Origin of the sequence: Pseudohalioglobus sediminis (assembly GCF_008370495.1) — a bacterium.
Classification (GTDB): Bacteria; Pseudomonadota; Gammaproteobacteria; order Pseudomonadales; family Halieaceae; genus Halioglobus.
In genome coordinates this window covers 99,542-116,954 of record NZ_VTUX01000003.1, presented here as the reverse complement: position 1 = coordinate 116,954, position 17,413 = coordinate 99,542, and the positions used below count along the sequence as shown (strand labels likewise).

Below are 17,413 nucleotides of genomic sequence, written 5' to 3'. Positions count from 1 at the left end.
CGCCGCTGGCGAGGGTCTGCCGGGTCATTCGGCAGGGCAGGCCAGAGTATAACCGCAGCAGGCCGGGATTGTCGGTTAAATTCTTTAAAAACATGGTAGTTACGCGCCATCTTCCGTATAATCGGCGGTTTGAATTTTGGGGCGCGAAACGTTTTCTTTGCTGTTCTCCCGGGGCTTGCCCACAGGCCTTTCCAGGGAGCGCTGCAGACATAATAAAGCCTTGTAGCTGGACCTGAAGGATACCTTCTGAACATGGGTGATTTAGCCAAAGAAATTCTTCCCGTCAATATCGAAGACGAGATGAAACAGTCCTACCTTGATTACGCGATGAGCGTGATCGTGGGCAGGGCCCTGCCGGACGTACGCGACGGCCTGAAACCGGTACACCGGCGAGTCCTGTTCGCGATGAACGAGCTCAACAACGACTGGAACAAGGCCTATAAGAAGTCGGCGCGCGTGGTGGGGGACGTGATCGGTAAATACCATCCCCACGGTGACTCCGCCGTTTACGACACCATTGTGCGTATGGCGCAGCCGTTTTCCATGCGTTACATGCTGGTAGATGGCCAGGGCAACTTCGGCTCTATCGACGGCGACAACGCCGCAGCCATGCGTTACACCGAAATACGCATGCAGAAGATCTCCCACCAGATGCTGGCCGACCTGGACAAGGAGACGGTGGACTTCGTCGACAACTACGACGGCACCGAGCGCATTCCCGCGGTACTGCCTACCCGGGTGCCCAACCTGCTGGTCAATGGCTCTTCCGGTATCGCTGTGGGCATGGCGACCAACATTCCGCCGCACAACCTGACCGAGGTGGTCAGTGGCTGCCTGGCTTTGCTGGGTAACCCCGAGCTCACTGTCGACGAGTTGATGGAGCATATCCCGGGCCCTGATTTCCCGACCGGCGCGATCATCAACGGCCGTGCCGGCATTATCCAGGCCTACCGCACCGGACGCGGTCGCATCTACGTGCGTGCCCGCGCGGAGGTGATTACCGATGAGAAAAAGGGCAAGGATACGATCATCATCCACGAGATCCCCTACCAGCTGAACAAGGCGCGCCTGATCGAGCGCATCGCCGAGCTGGTAAAGGAAAAGAAAATCGAGGGCATCACCGAGTTGCGCGACGAGTCCGACAAGGACGGGTTGCGGGTAGTGATAGAGCTGCGGCGCGGCGAAGTCGGCGATGTGGTACTGAATAACCTGTACGCGCAGACACAGCTGCAATCAGTATTCGGTATCAACATGGTGGCCCTGGTTGACGGGCAGCCGAAGATTCTCAATCTCAAGGAGATTATCGAGGCGTTTATCCGCCATCGCCGTGAGGTCGTTACCCGCCGCACCGTGTACCTGTTGCGCAAGGCGCGCGAGCGTGGGCATCTGCTGGAAGGGCTGGCGATTGCGCTGGCGAATATCGATCCGGTGATCGAGCTGATCAAGGCCTCGCCGAGTTCGGCCGAAGCCAGGGAAAAACTGATAGCCCGCCCCTGGAATCCGGGTGATGTGATCGGGATGCTTGAACGTGCCGGTGAAAATGCCTGTCGTCCCGACGGTCTCGAACCGCAGTACGGCCTGCGCGACGGCCAGTATCACCTGTCCCCGGCCCAGGCACAGGCCATCCTCGAATTGCGCCTGCACCGCCTGACAGGACTGGAGCATGAAAAACTGCTGCAGGAATACGAGGAAAAGCTGCGCGAAATCGGCGGTTACCTGGAAATACTTTCCGATCCGGAGCGCCTGAAGGCGGTTATCCGCGAAGAACTGGAAGAGATCGTTACCGAGTTCGGCGACGAGCGCCTGACTGAGATTACCGCATCCCAGCACGACCTGACCGTGGAAGACCTCATCACCGAGGAAGACCGGGTGGTGACCATCTCCCATGGCGGCTACGCCAAGACCCAGCCCTTGTCCGATTACCAGGCCCAGCGTCGCGGCGGCATGGGTAAATCCGCCACCGCGGTCAAAGATGAGGATTTCGTGGAGCACCTGCTTATCGCCAGCACCCACGCGACCATTCTCTGTTTTTCCAACCTCGGTAAGGTTTACTGGCTCAAGGTGTACCAGATTCCGCTGGCCGGGCGTAACTCCCGCGGGCGGCCCATGGTCAACCTGTTGCCGCTGGAAGAGGGCGAGCGCGTCACCTCGATCCTCCCGGTTGAGGAGTACACGGAAGGGCATTACATCTTTATGGCCACTGCCAGCGGAACAGTGAAGAAGACGGCACTGACAAACTTTTCCCGCCAGCGCAGCGTGGGTCTGCGAGCACTGGAGCTGGAAGAGGGCGACGTGCTGGTTGGTACCGCGGTAACCGACGGCGATTGTGACGTCATGCTGTTATCCAGTGAAGGCAAGGCAGTGCGTTTCCGTGAGGAGGATGTGCGGGCCATGGGTCGTACCGCCAAGGGCGTGCGCGGCATCAAGCTGGGTAGCGGCCACACCATGATCTCGCTGATTATTCCGCAGGAGGACGGGCGTCTCCTCACCGTGTCCGAGAATGGCTACGGCAAACGCACCGAGATCACTGAGTTCCCCACCAAGGGTCGCGGTACCAAGGGCGTGATAGCGATGCAGACGAGTGATCGCAACGGCCGCCTGGTCGGCGCGGTGCAGGTCTTCGATGGTGACGAGCTGATGCTGATTTCCAACCAGGGCACCCTGGTGCGCACGCGTGCCGACGAGGTGTCCGTGTTGGGCCGCAACACCCAGGGCGTGCGCGTGATTCGCACCAAGGACGGGGAGTCGCTGGTGAGTGTAGAGCGTATCGACGAGCCGGAGGAGGTTGAGGTGGAAGGTGCGCCAGAATCCGAAAGCCCGGAGAGCGAAGACTAAGGACCCGGAACCGTCATTCCCGCGCACGACTGCATGGATGCAGGAGGTAGAGCAATGCAGAAGCAATTGCCGAGGCGGGAATCCGGTTCTACAAGGGCCTGGAACTGTTATTCCCGCGCAGGCGGGAAGCCAGTGAAATATGAGGATGTTCCCCAAGCTTCACTCATTTCCCATCTGCGCGGGAATGACGATGGCGGGGGACGATTGATTAAGGGATAGATGATGACCCGTTGTTACAATTTCTGCGCCGGCCCTGCGGCGCTGCCCCAGGCGGTGCTGGAACAGGCGCGCGATGAACTGCTCGACTGGCATGGTGCCGGTTTGTCCATCATGGAAATGAGCCATCGCAGCGCCGAAATCGTCGGTATCGCCGAACGTGCCGAAGCGACCCTGCGCGAGCTGATGGGCATAGGCGATGAGTATGCGGTGCTGTTCCTGCAAGGAGGCGCCAGCACCCAGTTTGCCGCGGTACCACTCAACCTGCTGGGCGAGAATGGCACGGCCGATTACGTAAATACGGGGCAGTGGTCAAAGAAAGCGATTGCGGAAGGCAAGCGCTTTGGCAGTGTCAATGTGGCTGCCAGTTCCGAGGACACTAATTTCACGACTATCCCGCCCCGGGATACCTGGAAGCTGTCCGCAGACGCCGCCTACCTGCACTACACGCCCAACGAGACCATCGGTGGTGTGGAGTATTTCTGGGTGCCCGAGGCAACGGCACCGCTGGTCGTGGATATGTCGTCGACCATCCTCTCGCGCCCGATCAACGTGGCGGACTACGGCGTTATCTACGCGGGTGCACAGAAGAATATTGGTCCAGCGGGACTGACCCTGGTCATCGTGCGTCGGGACCTTCTCGGTCGTGCCGTGTCGCAGTGTCCCGCAATGCTCAACTGGAAGACTGCGGCTGATAATGACTCGATGTATAACACCCCGCCGACGTATGCCCTCTACCTCGCCGGCCTGGTGTTTGAGTGGCTCAAGGCGCAGGGTGGCCTCGAGGCGATCGGCGCGATCAACCGTCGCAAGGCTGAAAAGCTCTACGCCGCAATCGATAACTCCGCGTTTTATGCCAACCCTGTCGAAGTGCCCAGCCGCTCGTTGATGAATGTCCCGTTCACGCTGGCGGACGACAGCCTCGACAAGGTGTTCCTGGCGGAAGCGGAGCAGGCCGGCCTGCTCAACCTCAAGGGTCACCGCTCTGTGGGTGGCATGCGCGCGAGCATCTATAATGCGGTTGGCGAAGATGCGGTCGACGCACTCATCGCCTTCATGCAGGATTTCGAACAACGTAACGGCTGAGCCCATGGCGGACAAACCCGACAACAGAAGCCTGGAGGAGGTCAGGGCAGACATTGATGCCATTGACCAGGAAATCCAGCAGCTGATCAACCGTCGCGCCCGCTGCGCCCAGCGCGTGGCGGATATCAAGCTGGCGGAAGTGCAGGCGGCTCAAGCAGCCGGGCAGGGCGAGGCCGAGGTGGTCTACTACCGTCCGGAACGCGAAGCCCAGGTGCTCCGGCGGATAATCGATCGCAATACCGGGCCGCTGGCCGGCGAGACCGTGGCACATATCTTTCGCGAGGTCATGTCTGCCTGCCTGGCACTCGAAAAGCCCCTGCAGGTCGCATACCTTGGTCCCGAGGGCACCTTCACCCAGGCTGCCGCACTCAAGCACTTCGGCCACGCAGCGATCTGTGTGCCCCAGGGCACTATCGACAACGTGTTTGCGCAGGTTGAGTCGGGGGAGTGCAATTACGGTGTGGTACCGGTGGAAAATTCCACCGAGGGCATGGTCAGCCACACGCTCGACAGTTTCATGGATTCCAGCCTGAAGATCTCGGGCGAGGTGGAGATGCCGATCACGCACCACCTGCTCGCTGCCGAGCACACCGGGCTTGACGGGATTCAGCGCATCTGCGCGCATCAGCAGGCCCTGGCCCAGTGTCGAAACTGGCTGGACCAGCATTGTCCCGGCATTGAAAGGCAAGCGGTCAGCAGCAACGGGGAGGCTGCCCGCATCGCCGCCTCCACGCCCGGGGTTGCCGCCATCGCCGGCGATATCGCCGCAGAGCTTTACGGCCTGGAAAAACAGGCACAGCACATCGAAGACTACGCCGACAATACTACCCGCTTCCTGGTCATCGGTCGCGAGGAGGTGCCGCCCTCCGGCTGCGACAAGACCTCGATCATCGTTTCCAGTCGCAATAAACCCGGCGCCCTGTTCCTGCTGCTGGATCCTTTCCGCAAGGCCGGGGTGAGCCTGACGCGCATCGATACGCGCCCGTCGCGCACCGAAAAGTGGGCATATGTCTTTTTCATTGAGTTTGAAGGCCACCTCCAGGATGAAAAAATCGCTGGCATTGTCGCCGAGCTGGAAGAGCAGTCCATACTGCTGAAACCGCTGGGGTCCTATCCCCAGGCGGTGATGTAAATCGGCTTGCACATGAAAACTCGCGTGGAAACGGTGGCGATCATCGGGCTTGGCCTGATTGGTGGCTCGCTGGCAAAGGCGCTGAAAGACAATGGCTTTTGCCGTGAGGTCATCGGCTACGGACATCGTGAGCCATCGCTGCGCCGCGGTCTTGAGCTCGGGGTGATCGACTCCTTCACGCTGGATCTGGACGCGGCGCTGTCGGCCGCCGATATCGTGGTCATCTGCACCCCGACGCTGGTAGCGGCGGAGATCCTGGTTGATATTCTGGCTCGAACCGAGGCGCTGGAGCAGCCACCGGTGATCACAGACGGCGCCAGCGTCAAGGGCAACCTGGAGCGCGCTGCGCGCAGCGCCTGTAAGGAATTTCCGCCGTATCTTGTATTGGGTCACCCGATAGCGGGGTCCGAGCGCAGCGGCGTTGAGGCGGCCAGGTCTGACCTGTACGTCAATCACCGGGTGATCCTGACCCCGGTGGCGGAAAACAGCAGCGAGGCCCTGGCCCTGGTGAGCGACATGTGGGCTGCCGCCGGCGCGACAGTGGTGCAGATGACGGTAGCGAGGCATGACGCTGTGTTGGCTGCTACCAGTCATTTGCCCCATGTCCTGGCCTATGCGCTGGTCGATGCGCTGGCCGAATCTGACGAAAGCGACGAGATTTTCCGCTGTGCGGCAGGTGGCTTTCGCGATTTCACGCGCATAGCGTCGTCAGACCCGGTGATGTGGCGCGATATCGCCATCGCCAACAAGGCTGCCCTGTTGCAGGCGATAGATCAGTTCAATGAGCATTTGCAGCAGTTGCGTCGTGCGGTGGTGGAAGAGGATGCAGCGGGCATGCATGAGACATTTACCCGTGCCAAGCAGGCCCGGGATGAATTTGCCGCCATTCTCGCCGAACGTGAACAGGCGAAAACATCGTAATCATTAAATTGCCCCCGGGCGCCGGCGGGTAATACGGAAGTTCTTTACTATGCAATTCATACTACAGCCAGGTGGCAGTTTAAGCGGTGAAGCCCGCGTCCCCGGCGACAAATCCATGTCACACCGCTCCATCATGCTCGGTGCACTGGCGCGGGGCACAACTCGCGTCAGTGGCTTTCTCGAGGGCGAGGACGCGCTGGCCACACTGAACGCCTTCAGCGCGATGGGGGTCAGTATCGAGCGCCCGGAGGACGGACATGTACTGGTGCACGGGGTTGGCCTGCATGGCCTGAAGGCACCCTCTGATCCACTCGACCTGGGGAACGCCGGCACCGGTATGCGCCTGTTGGCCGGCCTCATGGCCGGTCAGGCATTCGATACCGAACTCACTGGCGATGCCTCGCTGTGCTCGCGCCCGATGGGGCGCATCATGGATCCGCTGGCGTTGATGGGTGCCCGGATCAGTGCGCAGCCTGGCGGGCGGCCGCCGCTTAACATTCAGGGCGGCACGGCGCTGCGCGGCATACATTACGATCTGCCCATGGCCAGCGCCCAGGTCAAGTCCTGTGTGCTGCTCGCGGGACTTTACGCGGAGGGCTGTACCTCGGTCACCGAGCCCGCACCGACCCGGGATCACACCGAGCGTATGTTGCGCGGTTTTGGCTATCCGGTGAGCTCCGTAAACGGGGTGATCAGCCTGCAGGGTGGTGGGGCGTTGCAGGCTACCGATATCGACGTGCCCGCGGACATTTCCTCGGCTGCGTTTTTCCTTGTTGCCGCGAGCATTGCGCCTGGATCAGAGCTCTTGCTCACGCATGTCGGGGTGAACCCGACCCGCATCGGCGTGATCAATATTCTCCTGCTGATGGGGGCGGACATCGAACTGCTCAATGAGCGAGAAGTGGGCGGCGAACCGGTCGCCGATATCCAAGTGCGATACGCGCCGCTGCACGGCATCGACATCCCGGAAGACCAGGTGCCGCTGGCCATAGACGAATTTCCCGCCCTGTTCATCGCCGCGGCCTGTGCCGAGGGGCGCACTGTGCTGCGCGGCGCAGAGGAGCTGCGGGTGAAGGAAAGCGACCGCATTGCCGCAATGGCCGAGGGGCTGGACACCCTCGGGGTTACCAACGAGGTGCTGGAAGACGGCATCGTTATCGAAGGCGGCACCCTCGGCGGAGGTGAGATCCACACACACATGGACCACCGCATCGCCATGGCTTTCTCCATCGCCGCGCTGCGGGCGCAGGGAGAGATTGTGGTGCGCGATTGTGACCACGTGGCCACGTCCTTTCCGGGGTTCGATGCCCTCGCCGGCGCTCTCGGCCTGCAAATCCGTACCGAGCGGGGTTGAGATGCAGGCAGCGCCGGTCATCACCGTAGACGGCCCCAGTGGTGCCGGCAAGGGCACCATCAGCCACATGCTGGCGGCAACTCTCGGCTGGCACTTGCTGGACAGTGGTGCGCTGTACCGCGTCACCGGGCAGGCCTGCCTGATCGAGGGTGTCAGCTGGGACGATCACGCCGCGGTGACCGATATCGCCCGGCACCTGGATGTCACCTTCACGGCTGCCGAGAGCGGCGAGATCCTGGTGGCATATAAAGGCCGTGATGTTTCGGCTGCCATACGTACGGAAGAGGGTGGTCGCGGCGCTTCCAAAGTGGCCGCGATTCCGGAGGTGCGCCAGGCCCTGCTGGCCAGGCAGCGCGACTTTTGCCGTGCACCGGGGCTGGTGGCCGATGGTCGCGACATGGGCACGGTGGTGTTCCCCGACGCCCCGGTGAAGTTCTTCCTCACTGCCTCTGCGGAAGAGCGCGCCGAGCGGCGCTATAAGCAGTTGATATCAAAGGGGGAAAGTGTTAGTCTCGCGCGCCTTCTGGACGACATCAGGGAGCGTGACGCGCGCGATTCAAGCCGCAAAGTCGCCCCGCTGGTGCCGGCAGAGGACGCCATTGTCATCGACAGCAGCGGCCAGGGCATCGAACAGGTGTTTGATCTGGTTATGCAGAAAGTGACGGAAAAGGGGCTTTTATAGCGGCCAAATGCCGCCATCTCCTTATAAATGGCAATCACTGTAGTGGCGATCGAATCCAGTCATGGTCGCTGTTGGCAGTGCTGACTAACGAACCCCGTACCCGGCTGGAGGGACGGATGACAAACCAACAGGTAATGTGTAATGAGCGAATCTTTCGCTGAACTATTTGAAGAAAGCCTTAAGACCGTCGATATGCAGCCGGGTGCCATCGTCACCGGCGTTGTGATCGATATCGACAGCGACTGGGTAACCGTGCATGCGGGACTCAAGTCTGAAGGAGTAATACCCCGTTCCCAGTTCACCGACGCAGCAGGCGAGTGCTCGCTGAATATCGGTGACGAGGTGCAGGTAGCGCTGGAATCAGTCGAAGACGGCTTTGGTGAAACCAAGCTGTCCCGTGAAAAAGCCAAGCGCGCCGAAGCCTGGAAAGAACTGGAAGCCGCCCACGAGGCCGAAGAAGTGGTCAAGGGCGTGATCAATGGCAAGGTCAAAGGTGGCTTTACCGTTGACGTGAATGGCATCCGCGCATTCCTGCCCGGCTCACTCGTCGATGTGCGTCCCGTGCGTGACACCGTGAACCTCGAAGGCAAGGAACTGGAATTCAAGGTCATCAAGCTGGACCAGAAGCGCAACAACGTGGTCGTTTCCCGTCGCGCAGTCATGGAAGCAGCCAACTCTGAAGAGCGCGAGGCGCTGATGGAGACGCTGCAGGAAGGCATGTCCGTCAAGGGTATCGTCAAGAACCTGACCGACTACGGCGCGTTTGTCGACCTGGGCGGTGTGGATGGACTGCTGCACATTACCGACATGGCCTGGAAGCGCATCAAGCATCCGTCCGAGATTGTGGAAGTTGGCCAGGAAATCGATGTCAAGATTCTCAAGTTCGATCGCGAGCGCAACCGTGTATCTCTTGGCCTCAAGCAACTGGGCGAGGATCCCTGGGTGGAAATCACCGGTCGCTACCCCGAGGGCAGCCGCGTCAAGGCGAAGATCACCAACCTCACCGACTACGGTTGTTTCGCCGAGTTGGAAGAGGGCGTCGAAGGTCTGGTGCACGTTTCCGAGATGGACTGGACCAACAAGAACGTTCACCCGTCCAAGATTGTCCAGCTGGGCGACGAGGTCGAGGTGATGGTACTGGATATCGACGAGGAGCGTCGTCGTATCTCCCTGGGTATCAAGCAGTGCATGCAGAACCCGTGGGATGCCTTCGCATCAAGCTACAGCAAGGGCGACAAAATCGCTGGCACCATCAAGTCAATCACTGACTTCGGCATCTTCATTGGCCTCGAAGGCAATATCGATGGCCTGGTGCATCTGTCTGACATCAGCTGGAACGAAGCCGGTGAAGAAGCTGTGCGCAACTACAAGAAGGGCGATGAAATCGAGACAGTCATCCTGTCTATCGACCCCGAGCGCGAGCGTATTTCCCTGGGCATCAAGCAGCTCGAGGACGACCCCTTCGGTAACTACGTTGCGGTCAATGATCGCGGCACCATCGTTACCGGTGAAGTGATCGAGGTAGATGCCAAGGAAGTGATCGTCAAGCTGGCAGACGAAGTAGAGGGCATTCTCAAGGCGTCCGATATTTCTCGTGATCGCGTCGAAGACGCGCGGAACTCGTTCAAGGTTGGCGATGAAGTGGAAGCGAAGATCGTTTCCGTTGATCGCAAGAACCGCGGCGTGGTCCTGTCCATCAAGGCCAAGGACTACGACGACGAGAAGGAAGCTGTGAAGTCGCTCAAAGAGCAGGAGCAGGAAGCTGCCTCTCCGGGCACCATCGGCGACCTGATCAAGGCGCAGATGGGCGACAAGTAAGCGACGACATCAACCCGGGCCCTGGCCCGGGGAAGCGGAAGGGCTCACGTTGTGGGCCCTTTTTTTTGCCCGCGCTTTATCGCCCGGCGAACCCGAATTCCTGTGCCCTGGGCGGGATTTGGTAACTTTTCCTATATAAAATAAGGAGTTGCGTAATTTCTAAACTGGGTCCACAATACCATCTGGTTAAAAAAACGGCCGTATAAGACCGATGACGAAAAGTGAACTGATTGAGTCCATCGCCGCAAAGCAGGCGCAGTTGTCCGCCAAGGACGTGGAGTTGGCCGTCAAGACCATCCTCGAGCACATGTCCCAGTCCCTCGCCGATGGCGAGCGGATCGAGATCCGCGGTTTCGGCAGTTTTTCCCTGCACTATCGCGAGCCCCGGCGCGGACGCAACCCCAAGACCGGTGATGCGGTTGAACTGACCGGTAAGTACGTACCCCACTTCAAGCCGGGAAAGGAACTGCGCGAACGCGTGAACCAGGGATTACAAATGGGGCTGTAAACTTGCCCTTGTTAATACAGGCGGTATGATCGCGAGGTCATACCGCTTTTTTGATCGCCAGCAACCGGAAGGCCCGATGAAACTGCTTCGCAACATTTTGTATATCGCTATTGTCCTGGCCATGGCCGCCATCGGTGTGCTCTTTGCCCTGCAGAACGCGACGCCGGTGCCCCTGGATATGCTGGTGTACACATTTGCACCGCGCAGCCTGGCGCTTTGGTTGTTGCTGGCTTTCGCGATCGGGGGCGTACTTGGCCTGCTGGTGTCGTCGGCTCTGCTGCTGCGCAAGCGCGCTGCCCTGGCCTCGGCAAATCGCCAGTTGGCCAAGACCCGGGCGGAGGTGGATACGCTGCGCACGGCAGGCCTGAAAGACGGTGAATGATTATCTCGTCTTCTCCCTGCTGTTTGTCGCAATCGCCATAGGCTGGTTTCTCGGTCGCCGCAGCCAGCGTGGTTCGGTCAATGCCCGCGACCTCCCGGGGCAATACTACAAAGGACTGAATTACCTCCTTGACGGCCGCCCTGACGGCGCCGTCGATGCCTTTATTAACGCGCTGGAAGTCAACAGTGAAACGCTGGAGACCCATATCGCGCTGGGGAACCTGCTGCGCAAGCGCGGCGAGGTCGACCGCGCTATTCGCATACACCAGAACCTGCTCGCCAGGCCGAGTCTGCCCCGGGTACAGGTGCACCAGGCCCACCTGGAACTGGCGCGCGACTATATCAGCGCGGGCCTGCTCGATCGGGCAGAGCGCCTGCTTATGGATCTGGTGGCGGAGTCGCCGGCAAAGCGCCGCGCCAGCCAGTGGCACCTCCTGGATATATACCAGAGTGAGCGCGAGTGGCAGCGCGCGATCGATATTGCCCTGGACCTGTTGCCGCGCAAGTCCCTGCTCGGTGGTTCCAGCGCGGAAGACCCCGAGGAGCCGGGTCAGTCGGTGCCGACGGTGCTGGCACACTTCTACTGTGAGCTGGCGGAGGAGCGCCACCGAGCGGGTGAGTTGACGGCTGCCCAGAACCTGCTGCTTGAAGCGCTGGCACGAGACAAGCAGTGCGTGCGCGCCTCGATCATGCTCGGTGCCGTGGAACTGGATGCCGGTCGTGCCAAGCAGGCCATCAAAGCCCTGCGTCGGGTGCGCCAGCAGGATCCCCTGTATATCAGCGAGTCGGTGCCCACCTTGCGTGATTGCTATCGGCAACTTGGCGATGAGAAAGCCCTGCGCGCCTATCTCAAAGAGTGCCTCGACAGCCACCCCTCGCCGCCCTTGCTGCTGGCGACAGTCGAGGATATTCGTGCCTCCGAGGGCAGTGAGGTCGCCGAGGCGTTCCTGGTAGCGCAGTTGGAAAAAATGCCCTCGCTGCGCGGGCTGGAACAACTGCTGGATCTGCAAGCCGATGTCAGTGAGGGGCAGTCCGGCGATAAACTGGGGCTGGTCCAGAACCTGGTCCAGCGGCTGATCGAGGAACGCCCCTCGTACCGCTGCAGCCACTGTGGATTTTCCGGTCGACACCTGCACTGGTTCTGCCCGGGCTGCAAGTACTGGGGTACGGTAACACCTATTCGCGGCACCAGCCTGGAATAACACGGCACACCGTAAGAGATAAGATGTGATGAATGACAAACCCGTGATTGTGGCGCTGGACTTCCCGGCGGCGGAACCCGCCCTCGAATTGGCCGCGCGCCTGTCGCCTGAGCTCTGCCGGCTGAAGGTGGGCAAGGAGCTGTTCACCCGTGCTGGTCCGCAACTGGTTGAGTCCCTGCAGGACCGCGGCTTTGAAATCTTCCTGGATCTCAAGTTTCACGATATACCCAATACGGTTGCCGGAGCGGTGCGTTCGGCGGCCGAATTGGGCGTGTGGATGGTGAATGTGCACGCCGGGGGTGGCCGGCGCATGATGGAAGCGGCGAAGGAAGCGCTGCAGTCGTTCTCCACACCGCCGCTGCTGATCGCGGTGACGATACTGACCAGTATGTCCGATGAAGACCTGCGCGAACTCGGCTATACGGAATCCGCCGGTGATCGTGTTATGCGACTCGCAGCCCTGACCCGCGATAGCGGGCTGGACGGGGTGGTCTGCTCCGCCATGGAGGCACCAGCATTGCGGCGGCAGATGGGCGCCGACTTCTGCCTGGTCACCCCGGGTATTCGCCTGCAGGGAGATGACGCTGGCGATCAGCGGCGTGTACTTACGCCCGCCGCAGCGCTTGCCAGTGGCTCTGATTACCTGGTGATCGGCCGTTCCATCACCGGTGCAGATGAGCCCCTGGCGGCGCTGGAACGGGTTCACCGGGAACTGGCGGCCAGCGAATAACATCAAATTCGGCGGCGGTGTCGCGATCGCGGCATCGGCCTGCTAGCCTGCTCCTTGATACGGGTGCCTGCACGGACGCAGAACTGATCAAGGAGATCACACTATGAAACTTCAATTGACTGGATTACCACCGGCGGCCGCTGCCGCCTATTCGCGTTCATCGTTGCCAGCAGCGCTTGCTGCTATCGCGGTTACGCTGCTCTGCCTGTTGCCGGGAATATCTCCCGTGCATGCGCAAGACGGCGTTGCCGGCCAGGGCAGTGTGCAAACGGTGAACATCAATGCCGATAATGCGACGGAAATGGCTGCAGGGTTGACCGGTGTCGGCCTCACGCGGGCGGAAGATATCGTTCGCTATCGGGAGCAATTCGGGCCCTTTACCACGGTGGAGCAACTCGCCGAGGTGAAGGGGATAGGCACGGCCACGCTCGACAAGAATCGAGCGCGGATAAAACTGGATTAAGGCGGCTGCATCCGTATCATGAGGGGGCTTATGCCCCCTTTTCTCTACATCGCTGCATGAAGTGCCTGGTAACCGGCGCTACCGGTTTTATTGGCCGGCAGCTTTGCCACCTGCTGGCTGAACACGGACACCAGGTGCTTGCCTACAGCCGCGCTGGCCAACCGCTTGATGACGGCTCTGCCACGCAGCCTGTTGATTTTCGCCATGAAAGTATCAGCGAGACGGCACTAGCGGCCGCCGACGTGGTTTTCCACCTTGCCGGTATTGCCCACCAGAATGCGCTCGCTGCCGATTACGAGACCGTCAACTATCGCGCAAGCGTCGAACTGGCGCGGCGGGCGTGCAGCGCGGGGGTGCAAAAATTTTTGTTCCTCAGCAGTGTCAAGGCGATGGGGGAGGGCAGTGCCGGGCAGGAACGTGCCGAGAGCGATTGCAGCCTCCCGCAGGACGCTTACGGCCTCTCCAAATGGCAGGCGGAAGCTGCCATCAACCGGGATCTGGGGGATGCGGCGAACAGTATCTGCATCATTCGTCCGGCACTGGTCTATGGCCAGCAACCCAAGGGTAACCTGGCTACACTGGCGCGAGCGGTGGCCCTCGGCTTGCCTGAACCCCCGGAGATCGGCGCCCGCTCAATGATCGGTGTCAATGATCTCTGCAGGCTGATGCTGGTGCTGGCGGCAGAGGGGCACGCCGGCGTGAGCACCTATATTGCCACCGACGGAGAGCGTTACAGCACGCAGCGTATCTACCGGGCAATACGCCGTACGCAGGGCCGGCCCCCGGCCCGACACTGGTGCCCGCGCTGGGTGTGGCGAGCGGGCAGTGCCGTGCTGGATGTGCGCGACTCCGGCGCCGCCCAGTCGACCTGGGACAAATTGTTTGGCAGCGAGCTGTACAGCAATACGCAGGTGCTGCGCTCCACCAGCTGGCGGCCGGCCGACCAGTTGGAAGACATACTGGTCGGTCAGGGCATCAGGCCATGACCGCGTCATTAATGACCATGGCACTCTCTGCGCTTATGTGCCTTGCGTATCTGCTACTGGCCCGTCGTTGGCGTCTTGTGGCGCAGCCCAACGAACGCAGCTCGCACCAGGTGGCGACACCTCACGGCGGCGGCGTGCCGCTTTTTCTCGCTGTTTTTGCGGGTGCCTGGCTGGCGTCACTTGGCGGTATCGTCTGGACACATGAATACCTGGCCGTTCTGGGGGTGACCGCTGCGCTGGTGGTGATCGGCGTGGTAGATGACATGATGGAGCTGTCGTCAGGTCGGCGCCTGGTGCTCTACGCGGTGTGTTGCCTGGTCGCGGTGGACGCGGTGCAGCCTTTCCTCGCAGCGGGAATATCCCTGCAGCTGTTGGTCGGCCTGCTGCTTGCCCTCGGGCTGTTGTGGCTGGTGAACCTTTACAATTTCATGGATGGTATTGATGCCTTTGCTGCCATGCAGTGCATCCTCGCCTGCGGCGGTGCCGTGTTGCTGGCCTGGCAGCAGGGCGCCGACCCGGCCTACCTGCAGATGTGCCTGTTACTCGCGGCCGCGCATGCCGGATTCCTGTTCTGGAACTGGCCACCTGCGCGGTTATTCCTGGGCGACGCCGGTAGTGTGCCCACCGGCTTCCTGCTGGGGGCCATGGCATTGCTGGGGGCGTCACGGGGTTACCTCCCGCTGGCGGCCTGGTTGATCCTGCTCGGCTGGTTCATCGTCGACGCATCGGTGACCCTGGCCTGGCGCATCGCCAGTGGCCAGCCCTTTACCCAGCCCCACCGGCTGCACGCCTACCAGCGCCTGAGTCGCTACCTGGGCGGGCACCTGCCCGTGGTCTTTATCCTCCTGGCCGTCAACACCCTGTGGTTGTTTCCTTTAGCCTGGTTCGCAACAGTTCAATCCAAGTACGTATTTTTATTGGTAATTTTGGCGTATGTTCCGCTGCTTGCAGGCGTGGCTAAAGTGGCCAAATTGGGCTAATATCCTTACTGCGTCGGCGCCTTTCTAAAAACTACTACAGCAGCCGCACAAGACCGTTAGACCATTATCTTAGAGAGTGAGGAAGGGGCTTGCTGAATTACCTTGGTCGTATATTTACGCAGTCGGTTTCCGGAGTTCTCGGGGGCCTCAAGGGCGGCCTTGAGAAACTGATCGAACTTCCGCGCAATATCAAGCAGGCCTGCCTGCTGGCCCTGGACATGGGCTTCGTCACCCTGGCCATGTGGGCAGCGGTGGTTTTTCGCTACGGACACCTCAATTTCTCACTCGGCCCGGTAGAGTACTTCTGCGCTGGCTTTACCGTCCTTGCCAGTGCCATCATCTTCCTGCGACTGGGGCTGTACCGGGCGGTTATCCGCTTTATGGGACAGCAGGCCATCTGGGCTGTTATTACCGCCGTCAGCTACTCCTCGCTTATCCTCGGGGCGACAGTGTTTTTCACCCAGGCCGACGTGCCCCGGTCCATGCCGTTCATCTACTGGGTGCTGGCGATGCTGGGCATCGGCGGTACCCGCCTGAGCGTGCGCGCCTACTACCAGGCCAAACTGCGCTCTTTATCAGAGAACGTGGTCATATACGGCGCCGGTGAGTCCGGCCGGCAGTTGCTGACCGCACTGAATCATGGCGACCAGTATCGACCGGTGGTATTCGTTGACGACGACCCCCGACTGCATAACTCGGTAATCAACGGCTTGCAGGTCGTGCGCCCGGAAGAAATTGAACGACTGATCACTGAATACGACATCACCCAGGTACTGTTGGCGATCCCCTCGGCTACCGCAGATCGCCGCAAGGAAATCATCAATTCGCTGGTTGGCCTGCCTGTCTATGTGCGCACCGTGCCGCGCATTGCCGCGCTGGTTGCAGGCGAGGCCAGCGTGAACCAGATTCAGGACGTGGACCTGGACGACCTGCTCGGGCGCGATCCGGTGCCCCCCCATCCTGAACTTATTGATCGCTGTATAACCGACAAGGTCGTCATGGTGACCGGGGCAGGTGGCTCGATCGGTTCCGAATTGTGTCGACAGATCGTCAAGTCAGGGCCGCGTGAACTGGTGCTGCTGGACAACTCCGAGTATGCGCTCTACAACATCGAGCGCGAGTTGCGCGCCATGATGGATTCGGTCGACTGTGACTTCGAACTGGTGTCCCTGCTGGGCACGGTGCAGGACAGCCGGCGCCTGGAGAACATCTATCGCACCTTCAAGGTAGAGACGGTCTACCATGCGGCTGCCTACAAGCACGTGCCGATGGTGGAGTACAACGTCGCCGAGGGCGTTGCCAACAATGTGTTTGGGACCTGGTATGCCGCCGAGGCGGCGCGCAAGGCGGGTGTCGATACCTTTGTGCTGGTGTCAACGGATAAGGCTGTGCGTCCGACCAATATCATGGGCGCATCAAAGCGTTTTGCCGAGATGATTTTGCAGGGTCTTGCCCAGAAAGAGACCAAGACGCGCTTCTGTATGGTGCGTTTCGGCAATGTCCTGGGGTCTTCAGGTTCGGTAGTACCACTGTTTCGAGAGCAAATTGAAAGCGGTGGGCCGGTGACCGTCACCCATCCGGAAGTCACCCGCTATTTCATGAGCATTGCCGAGGCCGCACAGCTGGTGTTGCAGGCCAGTGCCATGGGCACGGGTGGCGATGTGTTCGTACTCGACATGGGCGAACCGGTGCGCATTGTCGACCTCGCCCGACGCATGATCCGCCTGAGCGGGTACGAGATGAATCACGACAACCATGTCGGTCATCATATCGACATCGAATTCATTGGTTTGCGCCCCGGTGAGAAGCTCTATGAAGAGTTGCTGCTGGGCAGTAACGTGGCGGGTACCGGGCACCCGATGATCATGCGTGCCGAAGAGGAATGCCTGTCCTACGGGCAGATGCATGGTTATGTTTCCGAGCTGATGCGCTATTGCGACGGGCTGGATTGTGCCGGCATTACCGAGGTCTTGCGCAAGGCTGTCAGCGGGTTCAGCGAACAGGAAGTGCGTCACGACTATATCTGGAACAAGCAGGCCGATCAGGGCAGCCAGCCAAAGGTTCCCGTCGTTTCCTCAAACGTGAAGGAACTGTTCCCGGAAAAGTCTTCCTGACCCGC

15 protein-coding genes are annotated in these 17,413 nt (G+C 60.5%); all 15 read left to right on the top strand.

Annotated elements, in window-relative coordinates; translation table 11 throughout:
• Nucleotides 1-252 precede the first annotated feature (252 nt).
• The 15 genes from gyrA to F0M18_RS07080 all read left to right on the top strand — a co-directional run bounded on the left by gyrA (nucleotide 253) and on the right by F0M18_RS07080 (nucleotide 17,408).
• A complete protein-coding gene (gene gyrA / locus F0M18_RS07150; RefSeq protein WP_149610733.1) occupies nucleotides 253-2,835 on the top strand; it encodes a DNA gyrase subunit A in 2,583 nt (860 codons plus the stop codon).
• A gap of 222 nt (nucleotides 2,836-3,057) precedes the next feature.
• Complete coding sequence (gene serC, locus F0M18_RS07145) at nucleotides 3,058-4,137, top strand: 3-phosphoserine/phosphohydroxythreonine transaminase (RefSeq protein WP_149610732.1); 1,080 nt, start codon at nucleotides 3,058-3,060, stop codon at nucleotides 4,135-4,137.
• A gap of 4 nt (nucleotides 4,138-4,141) precedes the next feature.
• A complete protein-coding gene (pheA, locus tag F0M18_RS07140; RefSeq protein ID WP_149610731.1) occupies nucleotides 4,142-5,269 on the top strand; it encodes a prephenate dehydratase in 1,128 nt (375 codons plus the stop codon).
• Between the two features lie 12 nt (nucleotides 5,270-5,281).
• Complete coding sequence (locus tag F0M18_RS07135; protein WP_149610730.1) at nucleotides 5,282-6,190, top strand: prephenate dehydrogenase/arogenate dehydrogenase family protein; 909 nt, start codon at nucleotides 5,282-5,284, stop codon at nucleotides 6,188-6,190.
• 49 nt (nucleotides 6,191-6,239) lie between these two features.
• Complete coding sequence (gene aroA, locus F0M18_RS07130; RefSeq protein WP_149610729.1) at nucleotides 6,240-7,544, top strand: 3-phosphoshikimate 1-carboxyvinyltransferase; 1,305 nt, start codon at nucleotides 6,240-6,242, stop codon at nucleotides 7,542-7,544.
• A 1-nt stretch (nucleotide 7,545) separates the two neighbouring features.
• Nucleotides 7,546-8,226, top strand: a complete 681-nt coding sequence (cmk, locus tag F0M18_RS07125; RefSeq protein WP_149610728.1) for a (d)CMP kinase — start codon at nucleotides 7,546-7,548, stop codon at nucleotides 8,224-8,226.
• Nucleotides 8,227-8,367: 141 nt separating this feature from the next.
• Nucleotides 8,368-10,044, top strand: a complete 1,677-nt coding sequence (rpsA, locus tag F0M18_RS07120; RefSeq protein ID WP_149610727.1) for a 30S ribosomal protein S1 — start codon at nucleotides 8,368-8,370, stop codon at nucleotides 10,042-10,044.
• A gap of 211 nt (nucleotides 10,045-10,255) precedes the next feature.
• On the top strand, nucleotides 10,256-10,552 hold the full coding sequence (gene ihfB, locus F0M18_RS07115) for an integration host factor subunit beta (RefSeq protein WP_149610726.1): 297 nt from the start codon (nucleotides 10,256-10,258) through the stop codon (nucleotides 10,550-10,552).
• A 76-nt stretch (nucleotides 10,553-10,628) separates the two neighbouring features.
• A complete protein-coding gene (locus tag F0M18_RS07110) occupies nucleotides 10,629-10,934 on the top strand; it encodes a lipopolysaccharide assembly protein LapA domain-containing protein (RefSeq protein WP_149610725.1) in 306 nt (101 codons plus the stop codon).
• Nucleotides 10,927-12,135 carry a lipopolysaccharide assembly protein LapB gene (lapB, locus tag F0M18_RS07105; protein WP_149610724.1) on the top strand — a complete coding sequence of 403 codons (1,209 nt, stop codon included), beginning with the start codon at nucleotides 10,927-10,929 and terminating at the stop codon, nucleotides 12,133-12,135. The genes F0M18_RS07110 and lapB overlap by 8 nt, the downstream gene beginning before the upstream one ends.
• A gap of 28 nt (nucleotides 12,136-12,163) precedes the next feature.
• Entirely contained in the window at nucleotides 12,164-12,865 is a 702-nt protein-coding gene (gene pyrF / locus F0M18_RS07100; RefSeq protein ID WP_149610723.1) for an orotidine-5'-phosphate decarboxylase, read from the top strand.
• Between the two features lie 103 nt (nucleotides 12,866-12,968).
• The gene (locus tag F0M18_RS07095) at nucleotides 12,969-13,328 is read left to right on the top strand and encodes a ComEA family DNA-binding protein (RefSeq protein ID WP_149610722.1); all 360 of its coding nucleotides are present in this window, start codon (nucleotides 12,969-12,971) and stop codon (nucleotides 13,326-13,328) included.
• Between the two features lie 56 nt (nucleotides 13,329-13,384).
• A complete protein-coding gene (locus F0M18_RS07090) occupies nucleotides 13,385-14,314 on the top strand; it encodes an NAD-dependent epimerase/dehydratase family protein (protein WP_149610721.1) in 930 nt (309 codons plus the stop codon).
• Nucleotides 14,311-15,294, top strand: a complete 984-nt coding sequence (locus F0M18_RS07085) for an MraY family glycosyltransferase (protein WP_149610720.1) — start codon at nucleotides 14,311-14,313, stop codon at nucleotides 15,292-15,294. The genes F0M18_RS07090 and F0M18_RS07085 overlap by 4 nt, the downstream gene beginning before the upstream one ends.
• Before the next feature lie 89 nt (nucleotides 15,295-15,383).
• Nucleotides 15,384-17,408, top strand: coding sequence for a polysaccharide biosynthesis protein (locus tag F0M18_RS07080; RefSeq protein WP_149610719.1), 2,025 nt, complete (start codon nucleotides 15,384-15,386; stop codon nucleotides 17,406-17,408).
• Nucleotides 17,409-17,413: the final 5 nt, after the last annotated feature.